2 protein-coding genes are annotated in these 20,938 nt (G+C 74.5%); both read left to right on the plus strand.

What is annotated here, in order from left to right; genetic code table 11:
* Window positions 1-73: 73 nt before the first annotated feature.
* Window positions 74-5,041: a type I polyketide synthase gene (locus tag ABZ883_RS22780; protein WP_360908790.1), complete on the plus strand. Its 4,968-nt coding sequence runs from the start codon at window positions 74-76 to the stop codon at window positions 5,039-5,041.
* 370 nt (window positions 5,042-5,411) lie between these two features.
* The gene (locus ABZ883_RS22785; RefSeq protein WP_360908792.1) at window positions 5,412-20,927 is read left to right on the plus strand and encodes a type I polyketide synthase; all 15,516 of its coding nucleotides are present in this window, start codon (window positions 5,412-5,414) and stop codon (window positions 20,925-20,927) included.
* Window positions 20,928-20,938: the final 11 nt, after the last annotated feature.

A 20,938-nucleotide genomic window follows, 5' to 3' on the forward strand; every position in this document is an offset into this window, starting at 1 on the left:
CCCCGAACCAAGACATCCCGAGCACGTGCGAGAAGACTCCACGGTCTCGACCACGCGAATAGGTGAAGCGCCAGTGGCGAACGAAGCGAAGCTCCGCGAGTACCTCAAGAAGGTCACGACCGATCTCGACGAGGCGTACGGACGCCTGCGGGACATCGAGAGCCAGGCTCACGAGCCCATCGCCGTCACGGCGATGAGCTGCCGCTTCCCGGGCGGCGTCCGTTCCCCCGAGGACCTGTGGGACCTGGTCGCCTCCGGAGGCGACGCGCTCACCGCGTTCCCCGCGGACCGGGGCTGGGAGCTCGACGGGCTCTTCTCGGACGACCCCGACGAGCCCGGCACGTCGATCACCCGCGAGGGCGGATTCCTCGCCGACGCCCCGGTCTTCGACGCCGGGTTCTTCGGGATCTCGCCGCGTGAGGCGCTGGCGATGGACCCGCAGCAGCGGTTGCTGCTGGAGACGGCGTGGGAGGCGTTCGAACGGGCCGGCATCGACCCGGGCAGCCTGCGCGGCAGCCAGGCCGGCGTGTACGTCGGGGTCAACGGATCGGACTACCTGACCCCGCTGCTGGAGGCCGCCGAGGACTACGCCGGTCACCTGGGCACCGGAAACGCCGCCAGTGTGATGTCCGGCCGCATCTCGTACACCCTCGGTCTCGAGGGTCCCGCGGTCACGGTCGACACCGCGTGCTCCGCCTCGCTGGTGGCGCTGCACCTGGCGGTGCAGGCGCTGCGGGCGGGGGAGTGCTCGCTCGCGCTGGCCGGCGGCGTCCACGTGATGTCGACGCCGGGCCTGTTCATCGAGTTCTCGCGGCAGCGCGGCCTCGCTCCGGACGGACGCTGCAAGGCGTTCTCGTCCGACGCCGACGGCTTCGGCCCGGCAGAGGGTGTGGGGCTCCTCCTGCTGGAGCGGCTGTCGGACGCGCGGCGCAACGGCCGCCCGGTGCTGGCGGTGGTGCGGGGTTCGGCGATCAACCAGGACGGCGCGAGCAACGGCCTGACGGCGCCGAACGGCCCGTCGCAGCAGCGGGTGATCCGTGCGGCCCTGGCCAACGCGCGCCTTTCGGCGGGCGACGTGGACGTGGTGGAGGCGCACGGCACGGGCACGGCCCTGGGCGACCCGATCGAGGCGCAGGCGCTGCTGGCCACCTACGGCCAGGACCGGCCGGCGGAGCGGCCCTTGCTCCTGGGTTCCGTGAAGTCGAACATCGGTCACACGCAGGCCGCGGCCGGTGTGGCGGGCGTGATGAAGATGGTGTTGGCGATGCGGCATGGTGTGGTGCCGAAGTCGTTGCACGTGGATGAGCCGTCGCCGCATGTGGATTGGGCGTCGGGTGCGGTGTCGTTGGCGTCGGATGCGGTGGTGTGGCCGGAGTCGGGGCGTGTGCGGCGGGCGGGTGTGTCGTCGTTCGGGTTCAGTGGGACGAATGCGCACGTGATTGTGGAGCAGGCGCCGGAGCCTGAGGCTGAGTCTGAGGCGCCGTCGTCGGCCGATGGTCCTGTGGTGGTGCCGTGGGTGCTGTCGGGCAAGAGTGCGGTGGCGTTGCGGGGTCAGGCGGAGAGGTTGTCGGGCTGGCTGGTGGGTGGGGCTGGTTCGGCGGCGTCGGTGGCTGATGTGGGGTGGTCGTTGGCGTCGTCGCGGGCGGCGTTGGAGCACCGTGCGGTGGTGCTGGGTGACCATGCGGCGGGGTTGTCGGCGGTGGCGCAGGGTGTGCCGGCGGCGGGTGTGGTGTCCGGGCGGGTTGTCGGTGGCAAGACGGTGTTCGTGTTCCCGGGCCAGGGTTCGCAGTGGGTGGGCATGGCCGAGGAACTGCTGGACTCTTCGCCGGTGTTCGCCGCCCGGATAGGGGAGTGCGCGCGGGCGCTGGAGCCGTTCACGGGCTGGTCGCTGGTGGATGTGCTGCGTGGTGTGGAGGGTGCTCCTTCGTTGGAGCGCGTGGATGTGGTGCAGCCTGCGTTGTTTGCGGTGATGGTGTCGCTGGCGGAGGTGTGGAAGGCGGCCGGCGTGCGTCCGGCTGCGGTGATCGGGCATTCGCAGGGTGAGATCGCGGCGGCCTGTGTGGCGGGGATCTTGTCGCTGGAGGATGCGGCCCGGGTGGTGGCTCTGCGGAGTCAGGCGATCGGCCGGGTGCTGGCGGGTCTGGGCGGGATGGTGTCCGTGGCGTTGCCCGCGGACGAGACGCGTGAGCGGATCGCGGCGTGGGGTGAGGAGCGGATTTCGGTTGCCGCGGTGAACGGGCCATCTTCCGTGGTGGTTTCCGGTGAGGTTGAGGCGCTGGAGGAGCTGTTGGCCTCGTGCGAGAGCGATGGGGTTCGGGCGCGGCGGATCGCGGTGGACTACGCGTCGCACTCGGCGCAGGTCGACCTCCTTGAAGAGGAGCTCGGGAAGCTGTTGGCGCCGATCGCGCCGGGCGATGCTGAGGTGCCGTTCCTGTCGACGGTGACCGGTGAGTGGGTGTCAGGGCCGGAGCTGGACGGCGGTTACTGGTTCCGGAACCTGCGCCAGACCGTCGAGCTGGAGCAGGCGGTGCGGACGCTGCTGGAGCAGGGCTTCGGTGTGTTCGTCGAGTCCAGCCCGCACCCGGTGCTGACGGTTGGTCTTCAGGAGACCGTCGAGGACGCAGGCCGCGAGGCCGCGGTCCTGGGTTCGCTGCGCCGCAACGAAGGCGGTCTGGAGCGGTTCTGGCTGTCCCTTGGTGAGGCCTACGTCCACGGCGCGTCCGTCGACTGGCAGGCGGTGTTCGCCGGAACCGGTACACAGCGTGTCGACCTCCCCACCTACGCCTTCCAGCCGCAGCGGTTCTGGCCAAAGATCACCGCGAACCCCGACGCCGACATGCCGGTGGAGAACGCGATCGACGCCCGTTTCTGGGAGGCCGTCGAACGCGAGGACCTCGAAGCCCTCGCGGGCACCCTCGCTCTCGACACCCCGGAAGCGATCGGTTCGTTGGGCAATGTCCTGCCCGGACTGTCGTCGTGGCGTCGGCAGAGCCGTGAGCAGTCCACCGTCGACGGCTGGCGCTACCGCGTGGCGTGGAAGCCCCTGCCCGAGCCGGCCTCCGCCCACCTCACCGGCCTCTGGCTGCTCGCCGTCCCCGACACGCTCACCGGCATCGACGGGGAGTGGGCGGCCGCCGTCGAGCGCACGCTCACCGACCGCGGCGCGCAGGTGCGTACCGTACGCGTCGAGCACGGCACGGCCGACCGCGAGCAGCTGACGGCGACCGTGAGGGCCACCCTCGACGGCACCGCGCCCAGCGGCGTCCTCTCCCTCCTTGCCCTCGGTGGCGAAGGCGCGTTCGCGGGTGAACTCGCGTTCGTCCAGGCGCTCGGTGACGCCGAGGTGACCGTGCCCCTGTGGTGCGTGACCCGCGGCGCCGTCGCCACGGGCCGCTCCGAGCAGGTGACCGATCCCGCCCAGGCGCTGATCTGGGGTCTCGGGCGGGTCGCCTCCATGGAGCAGGGCGGCCGCTGGGGCGGCCTCGTCGACCTGCCCGGCACGGACACGGCCGACGACCGTACGCTCAGCCGCCTCTCGGGCCTGCTGGCCGGCGACGGTGCGGAGGACCAGGTCGCGCTGAGGGCCTCCGGGATGCTCGGTCGCCGGCTGGTGCGTGCGCGGCTGGCGGAGACCGGCACCGTCCGTGAGTGGCGACCGCAGGGCACGGTGCTGGTCACCGGCGGTACGGGTGCGCTCGGCGCGCATGTCGCGCGCTGGCTCGCGTCCAACGGCGCCGAGCACCTGGTGCTGACCAGCCGGCGGGGCATCGACGCCCCCGGTGCCGCCGAGCTGCGCGACGAACTGACCGCGCTGGGCGCGGAAGTGACCGTGGCCGCCTGCGACGTCGCAGACCGCGACGCCCTGGCCGCGCTCCTCGGGGCCGTCCCCGCCGACCGCCCCCTGACCGCCGTCGTCCACGCGGCCGCGGCGGTGGACGACGGCGTGATCGAGGCTCTGACCCCCGACCAGGTGGAGGCGGTGCTGCGTGTCAAGGTCGACGCGACCATGCACCTGCACGAACTGACCCGCGACCTCGACCTCTCCGCCTTCGTATTGTTCTCGTCCTTCGCCGCCACCTTCGGTGCGCCCGGACAGGGCAACCAGGCGCCGGGCAACGCCTTCCTGGACGCGTTCGCCGAGCACCGCCGGGCGGCCGGGCTCCCCGCCACGTCCGTGGCCTGGGGCCCCTGGGGCAGCGGCGAGGGCGACGGCAGCGCAGTCGGCGACCGCATGCGCCGCCACGGCATCCTGACGATGGCGCCGGAGCGCACCCTGTCCGCCCTGCAGCACGCGCTGGACCGGGACGAGACGACGCTGACCGTCGCCGACATGGACTGGAAGCGCTTCACGCTCGCCTTCACCGCGGACCGCGACCGGCAGTTGCTCGGGGAACTCCCCGAGGCCCGGCGGGTGATCGAGTCCGCCGAGCGCGAGTCCGCCGACGACCTGGCCGGGGGCGTGCCGCTGACCCGGCAGCTCGCCGGTCTCCCGGAGGCCGAGCAGGAGCGCCTGCTCCTCGACCTCGTCCGGACCGCGGTGGCCGCCGTTCTCGGGCACGCGGACCTGTCGACCGTGGAGGCGAACCGGGCCTTCAAGGAGCTCGGCTTCGACTCGCTCACCTCGGTCGAACTCCGCAACCGCCTGGGGGCCGTGAGCGGGCTCAAGCTGCCCGCCAGCCTGGTCTTCGACCACCCCACCCCGGCCGCCGTCGCCGGTTTCCTGCGCGCCGGGATCGTCCCCGACGCCGCGGCGGGCGGGGCTCCGCTGCTGGAGGAACTGGACAAGCTGGAGGCCGTGCTGCAGCGGGGGACCGGCGACAACGTCGTCCGGGCCCGGGTGACGATGCGGCTCCAGTCGCTGCTGGCCAAGTGGAACGAGAGCGACGAGCCCGAGCCGGCCGCCGCGGCGGTACCGGCGGGCACGGAGGGCGGCAGCGGGGCGGACCCGGCCGGCACCGCGCTGGACGACGTGGCGCAGCTGCAGGACGCGAGCGACGAGGAGCTGTTCGCGTTCATCAACAAGGGCCTCGGCCGCGCCTGAACCGCGGAGCGGGTATTCGGCCGCCGCCCGGCGGCCGAATACCCGAATCCCGGGCCGCCGGTCCCGCCCGGCCCCGCCCGGTCCCGAGAATTACGGAACAGATCGCGGGGCATTATTGACGGGGGAAGTCTTCGCCGGTCACCATGGTCGACACCCCTTGAATTGCGGCATCGCAGCCATGTCCCGCGCAACCTGCGATGCAGGGGTCCGTAGGGGGCAGTTAGGGGTTGTCCGCGGAATCACGGGCTGAATATTCTGACCGCTGGCCAGCCGATTTGATCACCAAAGCGGCTGCTGCGTACCAGATGCGATTCCCGGATTTCCGATAATTTTCTGACGGCGCCTGCTGCAAAATAGGTGGTTGCGTTAAATGGCGAATGAAGAGACGCTGCGGGACTACCTGAAGTTGGTGACGGCGGATCTGCATCAGACGCGTCAGCGACTGCGGGACGCCGAGGCGAAGAGCCAGGAGCCGATCGCCATCGTGGGCATGGCGTGCCGCTACCCCGGCGGCGCGACGTCGCCCGAGGACCTGTGGCGGATCGCCGCCGAGGGCGTCGACGCGATCTCCGGTTTCCCCGCGGACCGCGGCTGGGACCTGGAGGCGGTGTTCCACCCGGACCCCGACCACCCGGGCACCAGCTACGCCGACCAGGGCGGCTTCGTCTCCGACATCGCCCGCTTCGACCCGTCGCTCTTCGGGATCTCGCCGCGTGAGGCGCTGGCGATGGACCCGCAGCAGCGGTTGCTGCTGGAGACGTCCTGGGAGGCGTTCGAGCGGGCCGGCATCGACCCGACGTCGATGCGCGGCAAGCAGGTCGGCGTGTTCGTCGGCACCAGCAACCACGACTACCTCGCGGCGCTGCTCAGTTCGTCGGAGAACATCGAGGGCTACATCGGCATCGGCAACGCGGCGAGCGTCGCGTCCGGCCGGCTCTCGTACACCTTCGGCCTGGAGGGCCCGGCGCTGACGGTCGACACCGCCTGCTCGTCCTCGCTGGTCGCCCTGCACCTGGCCGTTCAGGCGCTGCGCAACGGCGAGTGCACGCTCGCGCTCGCGGGCGGCGCCACGCTGATGTCCGCGCCGGGCACCTTCGTCGACTACAGCAAGCAGCGGGGCCTCGCCGACGACGGCCGCTGCAAGGCGTTCTCCCCGGAGGCCGACGGCTTCAGCCTCTCCGAGGGCGTCGGCGTGCTCCTGGTGGAGCGGCTGTCCGACGCCCGCCGCAAGGGGCACCCCGTGCTCGCCGTGGTCCGCGGCTCGGCCGTGAACCAGGACGGCGCCAGCAACGGCCTCACCGCCCCCAACGGCCCGTCCCAGCAGCGTGTCATCCTTCAGGCGCTCTCCAACGCCCGGCTCACCCCCGACGAGGTCGACGCCGTCGAGGCGCACGGCACCGGCACCAGCCTCGGCGACCCCATCGAGGCGCAGGCCCTGCTCGCCACCTACGGCCAGGACCGCCCCGACGGCGAGCCGCTGTGGGTCGGCTCGCTCAAGACGAACATCGGACACGCCCAGGCCGCCGCCGGCGTGGCGGGCGTCATCAAGAGCGTGATGGCGATGCGGCACGGTGTGCTGCCGCGCCTCCTCCACCTGACCGAGCCGACGCCCCACGTGGACTGGTCGGCGGGCGAGGTGTCGCTGCTCGCCGAGGCGCGCCCGTGGCCCGAGGGCGAGCGGCCGCGCCGCATCGGCGTCTCGTCCTTCGGCATGAGCGGCACCAACGCGCACATCATCCTGGAGAGCGCCGAGACCGCGTCCGACCCGGAAGAGCCCGTGGATCCGGCCGATCACACCGGTCGGTCGACGGCTCCGGCCGTCCTGCCCGTCGTCCTGTCCGGCCGGACCGAGGCCGTCCTGCGCGCGCAGGCCGCCGCGTTGCACGCCCACGTCACCGCCCACCCGGACGTCCGCGTCGCCGACGTCGCGTACTCGCAGGCGCTCACCCGTGCCGCCCTCGACCGCCGCGCCGCGGTCGTCGCCGACGACCGCGACGGACTTCTCGCCGGGCTCGCCGCGCTGGCCGGGGCGAACGCCTCCGCCGACGTCGTCGAGGGGAGCGCCGGCGAGGGCAAGCTCGCCTTCCTCTTCACCGGCCAGGGCAGCCAGCGGCTCGGCATGGGCCGGGAGCTGTACGGGACGTACCCGGCGTTCGCGCAGGCGCTGGACGCGGTGTGCGCGCACATGGACACGCATCTCGACAGGCCGCTGAAGGACGTGCTGTTCGGCGACGACGCGGACCTCCTCGACCGCACCGAATGGACCCAGCCGGCGCTGTTCGCCGTCGAGGTGGCCCTGTTCCGGCTCGTCGAGTCCTGGGGCATCCGTCCCGACTACCTGGCAGGCCACTCGATCGGCGAGATCGCCGCCGCGCATGTGGCCGGGGTGTTCTCGCTTGAGGACGCGTGCACGCTCGTCGCGGCCCGCGGCAGGCTGATGCAGGCCCTGCCGGCCGGCGGCGTGATGATCGCGCTGGAGGCGTCGGAGGACGAGGTCCTGCCGCTGCTCACCGATCGCGTGAGCATCGCCGCCGTCAACGGCCCCCGGTCGGTGGTCATCGCCGGTGACGTGGACGCGGCCGCCCGCATCGTCGACCGGTTCGACGGCCGCAAGTCCAAGCGCCTCACGGTCAGTCACGCCTTCCACTCGCCCCACATGGACGGCATGCTCGACGCGTTCCGCCACGTGGTGGCCGGGCTGTCGTTCCAGGCGCCCCGCATCGCGGTCGTCTCCAACGTCACCGGCGACCTGGCCGGCGAGGACATGGCCTCCGCCGACTACTGGGTGCGCCACGTCCGTGAGGCCGTCCGCTTCCTCGACGGCATCCGCCGGCTGGAGAGCCGCGAGGTCACCACGTACCTCGAACTGGGCCCCGGAGGAGTCCTCTCGGCCCTGGGCCAGGAGTGCCGGACCGTCACCGGGCACCGAGCCGCGGCCTTCCTGCCCGCGCTGCGCACCGGCCGCTCCGAGGCCCGGTCGCTGGTGGCGGCCGTCGCCGGCGCCCACGCGCGCGGGCAGTCCCCGGACTGGACCGCGCTGTTCGCCGGCACCGGCGCCCGCCGCGTCGACCTGCCGACCTACGCCTTCCAGCGCGAGGCGTACTGGCCGCGCGACGCCTTCTCCTACCTGACCGAACTCCCCGAGGACGGCCGGCCCTCCGCCACCGACGCCAGGTTCTGGGAGGTCGTCGACAGCGAGGACCTGGCCGCCCTCGCCGACACCCTCGGCATCGACGGCGACCAGCCGCTCAGCGCCGTGCTGCCCGCCCTGTCCGCCTGGCACCGCCGCCACCGCGACAGCGACCGGATCGACCAGTGGCGCTACCGCGTCCAGTGGAAGCCGCTGACCGACCTGCCGCCCGGACGGCTCACCGGGCAGTGGCTGCTCGTGCTGCCGACCGCGCACGAGGACGACCCGTGGGCGCGCGCCGCCCAGGAGATCCTGACCGCGCGCGGCGCCACCGTCCGCACGCTCGTCCTCGACCCGGCCGCCGACGACCGTACGGCCGTCGCCCGGCGCCTCGACGAGGACGGCGCCGTGCCCGGCGAGTTCGCCGGCGTCCTGTCCCTCCTCGCCCTCGACGAGCGGCCGCACCCCGAGGACCCGGCCCTGCCCGCCGGCCTCGCCGCCACCACCGCCCTCGTCCAGGCGCTCGGCGACGCCGGGGCCGAGGCGCCGCTGTGGAACGCCACCCGGGGCGCGGTCTCCACCGGCCGCTCCGACCGCCTCACCAGCACCGCCCAGGCCGCGGTCTGGGGCCTCGGCCGCACCGCGGCGCTCGAACTGCCCAGCCGCTGGGGTGGTCTGGTCGATCTGCCGCAGACGGCCGACGACCGCGCCGCCGGCAGGCTCGCCGACATCCTCGGCGCTCCCGGCACCGAGGACCACCTCGCCGTGCGCTCCGCCGGGGTCCTCGTCCGCAGGCTCGTCAGGGCCACCCGCCAGGAGAGCCCCGCCGACGAGTGGACCACCACCGGCACCGCGCTGGTCACCGGCGGCACCGGAGCCCTCGGCCGGCACGTGGCCCGCCTGCTCGCCCGTGCGGGCGCCGGCCACCTCCTGCTGGTCAGCCGTCGCGGCGCGGACGCCGAGGGCACCGGCGAACTCGCCGCCGAACTGAACGCCCTGGGCGCCGAGGTCACCTTCGCCGCGTGCGACGTCGCCGACCGCGAGGCGGTCGCCGCCCTGCTCGCGGGCATCCCCGCCGAGCACCCCCTGACCACCGTCGTCCACGCCGCCGGCGTCCTCGACGACGGAGTCCTGGACGCCATGACGCCGCGCCGCCTCGCGGGCGTCCTGCGGCCCAAGGCGTACGCCGCGCAGGTCCTGCACGAGCTGACGCGCGACCTCGACCTGTCCGCGTTTGTGCTGTTCTCCTCCGTCGCCTCCACCTTCGGCGCCGCGGGCCAGGCCAACTACGCCGCCGCCAACGCCCACTTGGACGCCCTCGCGGAGCAGCGGCGCGCCGACGGACTGCCCGCCACCGTGCTCGCCTGGGGCGCCTGGGCCGAGGGCGGCATGGCCACCGGCGAACTCGTCACCGAGCGGCTGCGACTGGCCGGCCTGCCCGCGCTCCCGCCCGACCTCGCCCTCGCGGCGCTGCGCTCGGCGCTCGCCCTCGACGACACCTCCGCCGTCGTCGCCGACATCGACTGGCAACTGCTCGCCCCCGGCCTCGCCTCCGTGCGCCCCTGCCCGCTGATCGCCGACCTCCCAGAGGCCGCGCAGGCGCTCGCCGCCGCGCCCGGGACGGCCGCCGACCCCGCGGGCGACAGCGACACGTTCGCCCACCGGCTGACCGACGCCCCGGAAGGCGAACGCGACGCCCTCGCCCTGGAGTTCGTCCGCACCCAGGTCGCGGCCGTCCTCGGCCACGCCGGACCGGAGTCCGTCGACCCCGGCACCGCCTTCCGGGACCTCGGCTTCGACTCGCTCACCGCCGTGGAGATCCGCAACCGCCTCGCCGCCCGCACCGGCCTGCGGCTGCCCGCCACGCTGATCTTCGACTACCCCAACTCCCACACCCTCGCGGACTTCCTCCGCGGCGAGGTGCTCGGCGGCCAGGTCACGGACACGGCCCGCCGCGCCCCCGTCACCACCGCCCCGGCCACCGACGACGACCCCATCGCCATCGTCGCGATGAGCTGCCGCTTCCCCGGCGGCGTCCGCACCCCCGAAGACCTGTGGCAGCTCCTCGCCGGCGGCCGCGACGCCATCACCGGCTTCCCCGCCGACCGCGGCTGGGACCTCGACGGGCTCTACGACCCCGAGGCCGTCGACGAGAACACCAGCTACGTCCGCGAGGGCGGCTTCCTCCAGGACGCGGGCCACTTCGACCCCGCGTTCTTCGGGATCTCGCCGCGCGAGGCGCTGGCCATGGACCCGCAGCAGCGGCTGCTGCTGGAGACCTCCTGGGAGGCCTTCGAGCGCGCCGGCATCGACCCCACGACCGTCCGCGGCGAGCAGATCGGCGTCTTCACCGGCACCAACGGCCAGGACTACCTCAACGTCATCCTGGCCGCCCCCGGCGGCGCCGAGGGCTTCATCGGCACCGGCAACACCGCGAGCGTGGTCTCCGGCCGCATCTCGTACGTCCTCGGGCTGGAGGGCCCGGCGGTGACCGTCGACACCGCGTGCTCGTCGTCACTGGTCGCCCTGCACTGGGCGATGCAGGCGCTGCGCGCCGGCGAGTGCTCCATGGCCCTGGCGGGCGGCGTCACCGTGATGTCCACGCCCGCCTCCTTCATCGACTTCAGCCGCCAGCGCGGGCTCGCCGAGGACGGCCGGATCAAGGCCTTCGCGGCCGCGGCCGACGGCACGGGCTGGGGCGAGGGCGTCGGCATGCTGCTCGTCGAGCGCCTGTCGGACGCCCGGCGCAACGGCCACCCCGTGCTCGCGATCGTCCGCGGCTCGGCCGTGAACCAGGACGGCGCGAGCAACGGCCTCACCGCCCCGAACGGCCCGTCCCAGCAGCGCGTGATCCGGCAGGCCCTGGCGAGCGCCGGGCTGGCGGCCGCGGACGTGGACGCCGTCGAGGCGCACGGCACCGGCACCACGCTCGGCGACCCCATCGAGGCCCAGGCCCTGCTGGCCACCTACGGCCAGGACCGGTCGCCGGAACAGCCCCTGTTCCTGGGGTCCGTCAAGTCCAACCTCGGGCACACGCAGGCCGCGGCCGGTGTCGCGGGCATCATGAAGATGGTGCTCGCCATGGAGCACGGCGTGCTCCCCGCGACGCTGCACGTGGACGCGCCCACCCCGCACGTCGACTGGACGACGGGCGACATCTCCCTGCTCACCGAGGCCCGGCAGTGGCCCGAGACCGGGCGGCCCAAGCGGGCCGGAATCTCCTCCTTCGGCATCAGCGGCACCAACGCCCACACGATCGTCGAACAGGCCCCGGGCGCCGAGGAGTCGGCGACGCCCGCCGCGCACCGCGTCGGCCCCGTGCCGTGGGTGCTCTCCGCCAGGACCGACGACGCCCTGCGCGACCAGGCCCGCCACCTGCACTCCCGCGCCGAGGCCGACCCCGCTCTGCGCCCGGAGGACCTGGGACTCTCCCTCGCCACCGGCCGCACCGCCTTCGAACGGCGCGGCGCGGTCGTCGCCGCCGACGCCGCCGGACTGCTGGCCGGGCTCGCCGCACTCGCGGACGGCCGGTCGGCCGCACAGGTGCTGACGGGCTCCCCGGTGGGCGGCAGGTCGGCGTTCCTGTTCACGGGCCAGGGCAGCCAGCGGCTCGGCATGGGCCGGGAGCTGTACGAGGCCTTCCCGGTGTTCGCGGATGCGCTCGACGCGGTGTGCGCGCACATCGACACGCACCTCGAAGTGCCGCTGAAGGACGTGCTGTTCGGCGACGACGCGGACCTCTTGGACCGGACGGAGTTCACGCAGCCGGCGCTGTTCGCGGTCGAGGTGGCGCTGTTCCGGCTGCTGGAGTCGTGGGGTGTGAAGCCCGACTTCGTGTCCGGCCACTCCATCGGCGAGATCGCCGCCGCCCACGTTGCCGGGGTGCTGTCCCTGGAGGACGCGTGCACGCTGGTCGCTGCTCGCGGACGGCTGATGCAGGCGCTGCCCACGGGCGGTGTGATGATCGCCGTGCAGGCTTCGGAGGACGAGGTCCTGCCGCTGCTGAACGAGCGCGTGAGCCTCGCGGCGGTCAACGGCCCTCAGGCGGTGGTGATTGCCGGTGACGAGGACGCTGCGACGGCGATCGTGGAGGTGTTCCCGGACCGCAAGTCCAAGCGCCTGACGGTCAGTCACGCGTTCCACTCGCCGCACATGGACGGCATGCTGGACGCCTTCCGCGAGGTCGTGTCGGGGCTGTCGTTCGGGGCTCCGCGTATCCCGGTCGTGTCGAACCTGACGGGCGCCGTGGTCACGGATGAGATGGCCACGCCCGACTTCTGGGTGCGGCACGTCCGCGAGGCCGTGCGCTTCCTCGACGGCATCCGTGCCCTTGAGGCCGCGGGCGTCACCACGTACCTCGAACTCGGCCCCGACGGCGTCCTGTCCGCGATGGCCCAGGAGTGCCTGACCGGCGAGAACGCGACCTTCGCTCCGGTGCTGCGCTCCTCGCGCCCCGAGGCCGAGACCGCCGTCGTGGCGCTGACGCAGGCATTCGTGCGAGGCGTGGCGGTGGACTGGGCCGCGTACTTCGCCGGGACCGGCGCGCGCCGCGTCGACCTGCCCACCTACGCCTTCCAGCGGCAGCGCTACTGGCCGGCACTGCCCTCCTTCTACCTCGGCGACGTCGAGGCGATCGGCCTCGACGACACCGCGCACCCGCTGCTCACCGCCGGGGTCGCCCTGCCCGAGTCCGACGGGATGGTGTTCGCCGGACGGCTCGCCCTGTCCACCCACCCCTGGCTCGCCGACCACGCCATCCTCGGCAGCGTCCTGCTGCCCGGCACGGCCTTCGTGGAGCTCGCGATCCGTGCCGGCGACCAGCTCGGCTGCGACTACCTGGAGGAACTGACCCTCGAAGCGCCGCTGGTGCTGCCCGCGACCGGCGGCGTCCAACTGCGGCTGTGGGTCGGCGCCCCCGACCAGACCGGACGCCGTCCGCTCGCCCTCCACTCGCGCCCCGAGGGTGCCGCCGCGGAGGAGCCCTGGACCCGGCACGCCGCCGGTGTGCTCTGCGAGGGGGGCCGGCCGCCGGCCGGCGCCGGTCTCGCCGAGTGGCCCCCGGCCGGTGCCCGCGAGCTGGAGCTGGACGGCCGGTACGACGGCCTCGCCGCCATCGGATTCGCCTACGGTCCCACCTTCCGCGGCCTCCGGGCCGCCTGGCAGCGCGGCCAGGAGATCTTCGCCGAGGTACGGCTGCCCGAGGCCGTCGAGGAGGAGGCCCGCCGCTTCGGGCTGCACCCGGCCCTGCTCGACGCCGCCCTGCACGCCATCGGCCTCGGCGGCATCGGCGCCGACGACGGCCAGGGACGCCTGCCGTTCGCCTGGACCGGGGTGTCCCTGCACGCGGGCGGTGCCGCCGCGCTGCGCGTCCACCTGACCCCGGCCGGGGCCGAGGGCGTCCGGCTGGAGATCGCGGACGCCTCCGGCGCGCCCGTCGCGGCCGTCGAGTCCCTGGGACTGCGTCCGGTCACCGCCGACCAGCTCGCGGCGCGGCCCGCCCACCACGAGTCCGTCTTCCGCCCCCACTGGACCGAACTGCCGGGCCTGACCGCCCCCGTGGACGGCCCCCCGGTCCGCTGGGCCGCCCTCGGCGACGAGGCCCGCGTCCTGCTCGCCGGTACGGACGCCGACGTCCACCCCGACCTCGCGGCGCTGATCGCGGCCGTCGACGCCGGGGCGGCCGTCCCCGACGAGGTCGTCACCGTCCTCGCCGCCCACCCGGGGACCGTTCCCGCGCCGGTCGTGCATGAGGCCGCGCACGAGGCGCTCGAACTCGCCCGGACCTGGCTCGCGGACGACCGCTTCGCCGCCTCCCGCCTGGTGGTCGTGACCCGGGGCGCGACGGCCACCGACACGTCCGGCGTGGACGACCTGGCCGCGGCGACCGTGTGGGGCCTGCTGCGCTCCGCGCAGACCGAGAACCCGGGCCGGATCGCCCTCGTCGACATCGACGCCGACGGCCACGACCGCACCGGTCGGGCCCTGCGGGCGGCCCTCGCCGGCGACGAGGAGCGGTTCGCCCTGCGCGGTGGCACGGTGCTCGTGCCGCGTCTGGCACGCGTCGAGAACCGCACGACCCCTACGACCGCCACAACCGCTCAGGACGACGACGTCCGCGATCGCGGTCCCGTCTTCGGGCCCGACGGCACGGTGCTCGTCACCGGCGCCACGGGCGCGCTGGGCGGCCTCGTCGCCCGGCACTTGGCCGAACGGTACGGTGTGCGGCGGCTGCTGCTCGTCGGCAGGCGCGGCGCCGAGGCGCCCGGCGCCGCCGCGCTCGTCGCGGACCTCGCCGCCTCCGGCGCCGAGGCGACCTGGGCCGCGTGCGACGTCGCCGACCGGGACGCACTCGCCGCCGTCCTCGCCGCGATTCCCGCCGAGCACCCGCTGACCGGCGTCGTGCACACCGCCGGCGTCCTCGACGACGGTGTCGTCTCCTCGCTGACCCCGCAGCGGCTCTCCGCCGTCCTGCGCCCGAAGGTCGACGCCGCCCTCCACCTCCACGAGCTCACCCAGGGCGCGGACCTCACCGCGTTCGTGCTCTTCTCGTCCACCTCCGGGCTCTTCGGCGGCCCGGGACAGGCCAACTACGCCGCCGCCAACGCCTTCCTCGACGCCCTCGCCGAGCACCGCCGGGCCCGCGGCCTGCCCGCGACCTCGACAGCCTGGGGCCTGTGGGACGTGGCCGACGGCATGGCCGGGTCCCTCGACGCCACCGACGTCAACCGGATGCGCCGCGCCGGGCTGCCGCCGCTGACGGCCGCCGACGGCCTGGAGCTGTTCGACACCGCGCTCACCCTGCCCGAGCCGTCCGTCGCCCTGATGCGGGTGGACGCCGAGGCGCTGCGCGCCCTGGCGGCGGCCGGAACGCTCGCGCCGCTGCTGCGCGGCCTCGTCCGCGGCGTGGCCCGGCGCACCGTCGACGCCTCCGCCGCCACCGGGGCGGCGCAGACCGAACTGCGGGCACGGCTGTCCGCGCTGCCCGCGGCCGAGCGGGACCGCGCCGTGCTCGACCTCGTCCGCACCGAGGTCGCCGCGACTCTGGGACACGCGGGCGCCGCGTCCGTCGAGCCGGGCCGCGCCTTCAAGGAACTGGGCTTCGACTCCCTGACCGCGGTCGAGTTCCGCAACCGGCTGGCCGCCGCCACCGCGCTGCGCCTGCCCGCGACGCTGATCTTCGACTACCCCGACCCGACCGTCCTCGCCCGCCATCTGCGCGCCGAACTGACCGGGGACACGCCCGCTGCCGTCGAGGCCGCCCCGGCGCCCGCGGCCGCCGACGACGAGCCGATCGCCATCGTGGCGATGAGCTGCCGCTACCCCGGGGGCGTCCGCAGCCCCGAGGACCTGTGGGACCTCCTGACGGCCGGCGCGGACGGCATCACGCCCCTGCCGCGCAACCGCGGCTGGGACACCGAGGCGCTGTACGACCCGGACCCCGAGAGCCGGGGCACGAGCTACGCCCGCGGCGGCGGCTTCCTGCACGACGCCGCCGAGTTCGACGCCCACTTCTTCGGCATCTCGCCGCGCGAGGCGCTGGCCATGGACCCGCAGCAGCGCCTGCTCCTGGAGACCACCTGGGAGGTCTTCGAACGGGCCGGGATCGCGCCGTCCTCCGTACGCGGCAGCCGCACCGGCGTCTTCGCCGGCGTGATGTACCACGACTACGGCGCGCGCCTGCACGCCGTGCCCGAGGGCGTCGAGGGCTACCTCGGCACCGGCAGTTCCAGCAGCGTCGTGTCGGGCCGCGTCTCGTACACCTTCGGCCTGGAGGGTCCCGCGGTCACCGTCGACACCGCGTGCTCCTCCTCGCTGGTCGCCCTGCACCTGGCCGCGCAGGCCCTGCGGCGCGGCGAGTGCTCGCTGGCCCTGGCGGGCGGCGTGACCGTGATGTTCACGCCGGGTACGTTCATCGAGTTCAGCCGCCAGCGCGGCCTGGCCGCCGACGGCCGTTGCAAGTCGTTCGCGGCCGCCGCCGACGGCACCGGCTGGGGCGAGGGCGCCGGCATGCTCCTGCTGGAACGCCTCTCCGACGCCCGCCGCAACGGCCACCCGGTCCTCGCGGTCGTGCGGGGCTCCGCCGTCAACCAGGACGGCGCCAGCAACGGCCTGACCGCGCCCAACGGCCCCTCGCAGCAACGCGTCATCCGCGCCGCCCTCGCCGGCGCCGGTGTCGCCGCGAAGGACGTCGACGTCGTGGAGGCGCACGGCACCGGCACCACGCTCGGCGACCCCATCGAGGCGCAGGCCCTGCTGGCCACCTACGGGCAGGAGCACACCGGCGACCGCCCGCTGCTGCTCGGGTCGGTGAAGTCCAACCTCGGTCACACCCAGGCCGCCGCCGGTGTCGCGGGCGTCATCAAGATGGTGCTGGCGATGCGGCACGGCGTTGTGCCGAAGACCCTCCACGTGGACGAGCCCACCCCGCACGTCGACTGGTCGTCGGGTGCGGTCTCCCTGCTCACCGAGCAGACCGCCTGGCCCGAGACCGGCCGCCCGCGGCGGGCCGGCGTGTCGTCCTTCGGCATCAGCGGCACCAACGCGCACGCCATCATCGAGCAGGCCCCCGAACCCGAACCCGCCACCGTCCCCGAGCCGGAGGCCCGGCACGGCCTCGTCCCGGTGCTCGTGTCGGCACGCGGCGAGGAGGCGCTGCGCGCCCAGGCCCGCCGCCTGTACACGCACCTGCGCGACGAACCCGCCCAGAGCGCGGGCGACCTCGCCTTCTCCCTGGCCGCGACCCGCTCCGCGCTGGAACAGCGCGCCGCGCTCGTCGCCGCGGACCGCGACGACCTCCTGCGCGGCCTGGACGCCCTCGCCCGCGGCGAGGACGCCGCCGGACTGCTGCGCGGCACCGCCCGCACGGGCGGCACGGCCTTCCTCTTCACGGGCCAGGGCAGCCAGCGGCCCGGCATGGGCAGCGAGCTGTACGCGACGCAGCCGGTGTTCGCCGCTGCGCTCGACGAGGTCTGCGCCGAACTCGACCGGCACCTCGACCGCCCGCTCAAGGACGTCCTGTTCGCCGCCGACGCGGACCTGCTCGACCGCACCGGTTGGACCCAGCCCGCGCTCTTCGCCGTCGAGGTTGCGCTGTTCCGCCTCGTCGAATCGCTCGGCCTGAAGCCGGACTTCGTCGCCGGCCACTCCGTCGGCGAGATCGTGGCCGCCCACGTCGCGGGCGTCCTGTCCCTCCAGGACGCCGCCGAACTGGTCGCCGCCCGGGGCCGGCTGATGCAGGCGCTGCCCGCCGGCGGCGTGATGATCGCGCTCCAGGCCTCGGAGGACGAGGTCCTGCCGCTGCTCACCGAGCGGGTGAGCATCGCCGCCGTCAACGGGCCGCGGTCCGTGGTGATCGCCGGTGACGAGGACGCGGCGGTAGCGATCGCGGAGTCCTTCGCGGACCGCAAGTCCAAGCGTCTGACGGTCAGTCACGCCTTCCACTCCCCGCACATGGACGGCATGCTCGCGGACTTCCGCAAGCTCGCCGAGGGCCTGGTCTACGACGCCCCCCGCATCCCGGTCGTCTCGAACCTCACCGGGGCCCTGGTCACCGACGAGATGTCTTCGGCGGACTTCTGGGTGCGGCACGTCCGTGAGGCTGTCCGCTTCCTCGACGGCGTCCGTGCCCTGGAGGCTGCGGGCGTCACCACCTACCTCGAACTCGGCCCCGATGGCGTGCTGTCCGCGATGGCCCAGGAATGCGTCACCGGCGACACCGACGACGAGGCGGTCTTCGCCCCCGTCCTGCGCCACGACCGGCCCGAGGCCGAGACCCTCGTCACGGCGGTCGCCCGCGCCCACGTCCACGGCGCCGCCGTCGACTGGGAGGCGTACTTCGCGGGCACCGGTGCCCGGCGCGTCGCCCTTCCCACCTACGCCTTCCAGCGCAAGCGCTTCTGGCTCGACGTGGGCCTCGGCGCCGAGGACGTCCTGGCCGCCGGACTCGGCACCGCCGACCACCCGCTGCTCGGCGCCGCCGTCGAACTGCCCGCGTCCGACGGGCTCGTCCTCACCGGGCGCCTGTCGCTTGCCGCGTACCCGTGGCTGGCCGAGCACACGGTCATGGACACCGTCCTGCTGCCCGGCTCGGCCCTCGTGGAACTGGCCCTGCGCGCCGGAAGCGAGTGCGGCTGCGGCACGCTGGAGGAACTCACCGTCGAGGCACCGCTCGTCCTCCCCGAACAGGGCGCCGTCCAGGTCCAGGTGGCGGTGGAGGCGGCCGACGACGAGGGCCGGCGCAACCTGGCCCTCTACGCCCGGCGGGCCGACGAGGACTCCGACACGCCCTGGACCCGGCACGCCGCCGGCATCCTCGCGCCCACCACCGCCGCCGCGGACGCGCCCGATCTTGCCGCATGGCCGCCGCCCGGCGCGGAACCCGTCCCCACCGAGGCGTTCTACCCGGCCGCAGCCGCCGCCGGACTCGGCTACGGCCCGGTGTTCCAGGGCCTGCGGGCCGCCTGGCGGCGCGGTGACGAGACGTTCGCGGAGATCGCCCTCGGCGAGGAGCACACCACCGACGCCGCCGAGTACGGCATCCACCCCGCGCTGCTCGACGCGGCCCTGCACGCCATCGGCCTGCGCGAGCCCGCCGACGGCGAGGCCGAAGGCGCCCGGCTGCCCTTCGCCTGGACCGGCGTACGCCTGCACGCGGTCGGCGCCGCCGCCGTCCGCCTCCGCCTGACCTCCGCGGAGTCCGGGGGAGTGGCCCTCGACCTGGCGGACCTGACCGGCGCGCCGGTCGCCTCCGTCGACTCCCTCGTCCTGCGGCCCGTCACCGCGGGACAGATCGGCGAGGACCGGGCCGCCCGCCACGAGTCGCTGTTCGGCGTCGAGTGGACCAGGCTGCCCCTTCCGGCCGCTACGATCCCCTCCGGCGAGCGCTGGACCGTGCTCGGCGAGGACGCCGCCGCCCTGCGCGTCGGCGGCGAGTCCCTGGAGACCCACCCCGGACTCCCCACGCTGCGCGCCGCGCTCGCGGCCGGCGCCCCGGCACCCGACGTCGTCCTCGTGCCGCTGACGGCCACGGACGACGGCACGCCCGCGGCGGGCGCACGCACGGCTGCCCACCAGGCCCTCGCCCTGGTCAAGGAATGGCTCGCCGAGGAGCGGCTGGACGGCGCACGGCTCGTCCTCGTCACGCGCGGCGCGGTCGCCGCCGCCGACGGCGAGCACGTCACCGACCTGGCCCACACCGCCGTCTGGGGTCTGGTGCGCTCCGCGCAGTCCGAGAACCCCGGGCGCTTCGTGCTGGTCGACACCGACGGCACCGACGCGTCCCTGGCGGCCCTGCCCGCCGCGCTCACCACCGACGAACCCCAGTTCGCCCTGCGGGCGGGCGAGGCCCACGCGTTCCGCCTGCGCCGCATCGCCCGCGACGCCGCCGAGACCGGGGCTCCCGCCTTCGACCCCGACGGGACGGTGCTGGTCACCGGAGCGACCGGCACCCTGGGCGGACTGATGGCCCGTCACCTCGCCACGGAGCGCGGTGCGCGGCACCTGCTGCTGCTCAGCCGGCGCGGCTCCGACGCGCCCGGCGCCGCCGAACTCACCGCCGACATCGTCGCCTCGGGCGCTTCGGTGACGTGGGCGGCCTGCGACGCCGCGGACCGTGAGGCGCTGGCGGAGGTGCTGGCGGCCGTGCCCGCCGGGCGTCCGCTGACCGCCGTCGTCCACACCGCCGGAGTCCTCGACGACGGCATCATCGACTCCCTCACCCCCCAGCGCCTCGACACCGTCCTGCGCCCCAAGGCCGATGCCGCGTGGAACCTCCACGAGCTGACCGCCGGCGGCACGGTGACCGCCTTCGTCCTCTTCTCGTCCGTCGCCGGCTCCTTCGGCGCGCCCGGCCAGGGCAACTACGCCGCCGCCAACGCCTTCCTGGACGCCCTCGCCCAGTACCGCCGCGCCCACGGCCTGCCCGCCACCTCCCTCGCCTGGGGCCTGTGGGCCACCGACGGCGGCATGGCGGGAGCCCTGGAGGACACCGACCTCACCAGGATGGCCCGCTCCGGCGTCCTCGGACTCGCCCCCGACGAGGGACTGTCCCTCTTCGACACCTCCAGCGCCCTCGACGACGCCGTCCTCGTGCCCATGCGCGTCGACCTGGCGGCCCTGCGCTCCCAGGCCGCCGACGGCACGCTGCCGACCCTGCTGCGCTCCCTGGTCCGCACCCCGGCCCGCCGCGCCGCCGACACCGGAAGCACCGCCGGGACCCGCCCCGGCGCCGCTGCCACCGGGTCCCTGGAGGCCCGCCTCGCCGGACTCACCGCCGACGAACGCGACCAGCTGCTCACGGACCTGGTCCGCACCCAGGTCGCCGCGGTCCTCGGCCACGGCGGCGCCGACGACGTGGACGCCGCCCGGGGTTTCCTCGACCTGGGCTTCGACTCGCTCACGGCGGTCGACCTGCGCAACCGGCTCACCGCGCACGCGGGACTCCGGCTGCCGGTCACCCTCATCTTCGACTACCCGTCCCCGGCAGCCCTCGCCCGCTACCTCGGCGAGCGGCTCGGCCACGACGACCAGGCACGCCCGCCCGTCCACGCGGAACTCGACCGGCTCGAAGCGGTCCTCGCGGCGGTCGGCCCCGACGACATCGAACGCGCCGGCATCACGTCCCGGCTGCGAGACCTTCTGGCGAAGTGGAACGGAACGCACAGTGCGCAGGACAGCGCCGCCGAGGAGCGGCAGATCCAGTCCGCGACCGCCGAGGAGATCTTCGACCTCCTCGACGACGAACTGGGGCTGTCCTGAACCGCCCCGCG

Origin of the sequence: Streptomyces sp. NPDC046977, from assembly GCF_040644455.1 — a bacterium.
GTDB lineage: Bacteria > Actinomycetota > Actinomycetes > Streptomycetales > Streptomycetaceae > Actinacidiphila.

Coding starts and splice junctions, on each gene's coding strand:
- ABZ883_RS22785 (WP_360908792.1), top strand. CDS start 5,412: ATGGCGAATGAAGAGACGCTGCGGGACTACCTGAAGTTGGTGACGGCG.